The following is a 3,536-nucleotide window of genomic DNA, read 5'->3' as shown; positions in this document are numbered from 1 at the left end:
CAAGAATAGGGTTAACTCTTTACTTAAATTATTAATTTTAACGGTAAATGCCACCTTACAATGTTTGCAAAACCAACGCTGACATTTACATTTTAAACACCATGTTTAATACATTTTTGATTACAATCAGGACATTTTATTTGTCGCATAAACTCTTCCTCCATATTTGTTTATATATAGAAAGATATAACCTCATTTTAGCCAGTAATTACAAGGGTTAATTGATGTTTTTACCCACACTTTTTGTCCACCCTCAAACTTCTTCAGAAAAAGATTAAACCCTTATAACACTAGATATTTACTAGTGTTATAAGGGTTTTCACATACACTTTTTATCCTATAAGCCACATTCTATAACAATAGAATATGTATGACTTTTTTATGCCAATGCTCTATTAATAAAATCTTCAGCAGATTCTTTGAAACTGTTAAAATCACCAAACTGCTTATCAGCAACTTTCATAGAAATTCGACGTTCTGCTTTTGTCAAGCATTCAAAATCTTCATGTATAAGTACACTTGTAAAAGGTGAATCTAATTGCTGTTGAAGTCTTAAAATTGTAATAATTGCATTTTGAGTTTTACTACTTCCCTTAACAGGAAATACATATACAGATCTTTTATCACCAAGAAATGCATAATCAACCACTAAATCCTGATCATTATTAATAGGCATATAATTATTTTTTACATTAAATGATGTTAAATAGGATTCTATATATTTCTTCACATCATCATAAAAAAGTGATACTACAGTTTTACGTTGTAATATTTTTAAATTTGAGACCTGTGCTATAATCTGTGATAATTGCATAATATTATTAAATAATTGATCTAGATTAGATATTAATTGAATTGAGCCTGTATTTTCTTCAAATTTAGCATTTTGTTGTAATAAAATACGTTTAAAAAGTTCTATTTTATTGTCGGTATCCAAATCAAAACTATATGAAAGGCGCATTAATGTAGTTCCACAATCAGAAACTAAAAACTGGTCTTTTTCTAGTTCAGAAATAAAAATATCAAGCATATCACCATCAGGATAAAAAAGAGGTAGTAAAATTTGATATAAATTCTGTCGTTTTTCTTTAATTTCAAATTGATTATTAAAAGATTTACTTAAATATTTATTTAATAATTTAATATCCATTATTTATTACCTCCTTCCAACACTAATAAAATAAAGGTACTTCCCAACATTCAGGGAAATATGTTCTGGCATCTAAAATATTACATGTATTACAAAAATAATATATGGCACTTTCCAACGTAGAGAATTCTCCACAAGCTTCATTCAACTTTTCAATCCCAAACAATCCAATATCTACAGATATTAATTGAGCACGATGTATATGAGTAACAAAATGTTCTGGAATACTTTTATTCCCACCATGTGGTCCATTACATCTAAATAATATAGGATTTTCCTCAAAATTATTATTGATTAATTGGAGTCCAATTGAATATATTTCAGGAAGTGTAACATTTTGTCTAATAAAAACTCTAAATCGTTCATTATATTTATCTGACACCAGTTCGAAATTTTTCCTGTTGGATCCATTAATAACCTGATAATTTCGTTCTGGTTTAATAGTAATTCTTTTTGGTGTGAATATTAATTCATCCAAATAGGATTGTGTAATTTCCATAACTAGCATCCTTTTAATAGCAAATATATGTTTAATTTATACTACCACTATCTCTTTCAAATCGTCAAATACAGATTTATATATGATAGTCTAAAAGATAGTCTAAAAAATTTACGATAATATAATAAAATACTACTAATACCTTATCTAAAGTACAGCTACTAATAAAATTATTTTATTGGACTTAATTTTAAGCTCATACTTAAATTAAGTTTCTATATAAGAATTTAAATTTTAATCTTCATTAGCTTTTGGGCTTAATACTATAATTAAAATAGTTATCAAATTTACAATTATCTTCTACTTTATAAAGATATGAAAATATAATAATAAGGAAAAAGCGGGTTATAGGACAAAAAGTGTGTGTGACTAATCCCAATAAGTTGGAAAATCTGTAGACATATGTAGCTCATTCCAAACAGGAGCATCACCCCATCGAGGTATTGAACGATCTACTTTGTAATGCTCAGATAATCGTTTGTATATAGCAGCAATTGATTCATCTGTAGGCATATAATTTAATATATCTGTAACAGAAAGTAGTCTTGGTAAGTGCATATAGCACCATCAATAGACCGCTTTTAGTCTTCTTTCTAAAGTAAGACCTCTGTGCGCCCGTAACATGCTTCTCAATTGCGCATTTACTCCACCCTCAATACGATTATTTGTTGTAGGTACTGTAATATCTATGTATTCTAAAAAGGTAAATAGCGTTTGCTGTCTAATCATTCGCCATATTGATGATTCAGCCTTAAGCAAACGCTCGTGTGTAAAGCATTTGTTTTCGAATTCATCAACCGTCATTTCTCGTAAAAAATCAGAATATGTCATTCGCCACGCTGAAAGCTCATTAATCCATATAAAGGCTTGATCCATGGTTTTCACATTAAATAAAGCTTTAGCATGCTCATAACGGCAGACATACCATCCTAGAACATGAGTATCATTGCAACAAATTAATACACATAAATTCCTAGCTAAGTAAATTCCATCAAGATATACTACATCATGTACTTCTTCCACTTTTGGTGGCAATGGCCATATGGACCAAAATTTAACGGTTTTACATCTGAATGTACGACTTTTACCAGGCATATTAGCTTGAATATCGATGCTGAATAACCAATTCAAGAATAGGGTTAACTCTTTACTTAAATTATTAATTTTAACGGTAAATGCCACCTTACAATGTTTGCAAAACCAACGCTGATAACCAGATTTTAAATGTAAATGATACTCTAAGAATGTACAATTTTAATTGTATCACCGATACTATAGTTGAGGTGATAACAACATGCAATACGTATACGCTATTAACAGTTCATTTACTGTAACATCATTATTAGACTTACCATTATTAAGGGACATTCTGGAGGTTTGCAATTTGAAACCTAATTATAGTTTACTAGGTCGTGAATTAGGCTATGATAGACGCACCATAAAATCTCATTATGAAAATGGAACGCCTGATCCACATCGTCATAAACCATCTATGATTGATAAATTTTATGACGTAATACAGACTTTATTATCTGATGATACACCCCAACAATTTTATTATAAGCGTGTCTTGTGGCAATACTTGGTAGATAACCATGGACTCACAGCTGCTTACTCTACATTTCGCGGTTATATTTTAAAGATACCAGTATTTCAATCCTATTTTGATAGAAAACATACATCGCCTAGTATGCAGCATACGATTCGTTTTGAAACCGCACCAGCTGAACAGGCTCAAGTTGATTGGAAAGAGAATATTAAATTCCTATTGCATGATGGCACACACATAACTTTTAATATATTGCTGATGACATTAGGCTATTCTAGATACAAATTAGCAAAGGTCACTTTCGATAGAACTACTGAAACACTACAAGATACATTGGT

The 3,536-nt window shown here is 29.9% G+C and carries 2 protein-coding genes and 3 pseudogenes; 1 reads left to right on the top strand and 4 read right to left on the bottom strand.

The window, feature by feature from the left end:
- The 4 genes and pseudogenes from HMPREF1504_RS10370 to HMPREF1504_RS04315 form a co-directional block, all read right to left on the bottom strand.
- Positions 1 to 149: pseudogene (locus HMPREF1504_RS10370) on the bottom strand (IS256 family transposase); the annotation flags it as partial.
- Positions 150 to 379: 230 nt separating this feature from the next.
- A complete protein-coding gene (locus tag HMPREF1504_RS04330; protein ID WP_038123715.1) occupies positions 380 to 1,150 on the bottom strand; it encodes a DUF1828 domain-containing protein in 771 nt (256 codons plus the stop codon).
- A 22-nt stretch (positions 1,151 to 1,172) separates the two neighbouring features.
- Positions 1,173 to 1,649: a hypothetical protein gene (locus HMPREF1504_RS04325; RefSeq protein WP_038123713.1), complete on the bottom strand. Its 477-nt coding sequence runs from the start codon at positions 1,647 to 1,649 to the stop codon at positions 1,173 to 1,175.
- A 369-nt stretch (positions 1,650 to 2,018) separates the two neighbouring features.
- A pseudogene (locus HMPREF1504_RS04315) lies at positions 2,019 to 2,882 on the bottom strand (IS256 family transposase); the annotation flags it as partial.
- 61 nt (positions 2,883 to 2,943) lie between these two features.
- On the opposite strand from HMPREF1504_RS04315, the pseudogene HMPREF1504_RS04310 reads away from it, so the two are divergent.
- Positions 2,944 to 3,536, top strand: a pseudogene (locus tag HMPREF1504_RS04310) (IS21 family transposase); the annotation flags it as partial.

This window comes from Veillonella sp. ICM51a, from assembly GCF_000524355.1.
Classification (GTDB): domain Bacteria; phylum Bacillota; class Negativicutes; order Veillonellales; family Veillonellaceae; genus Veillonella; species Veillonella atypica.
This window is presented reverse-complemented; position numbering and strand designations above follow the sequence as displayed.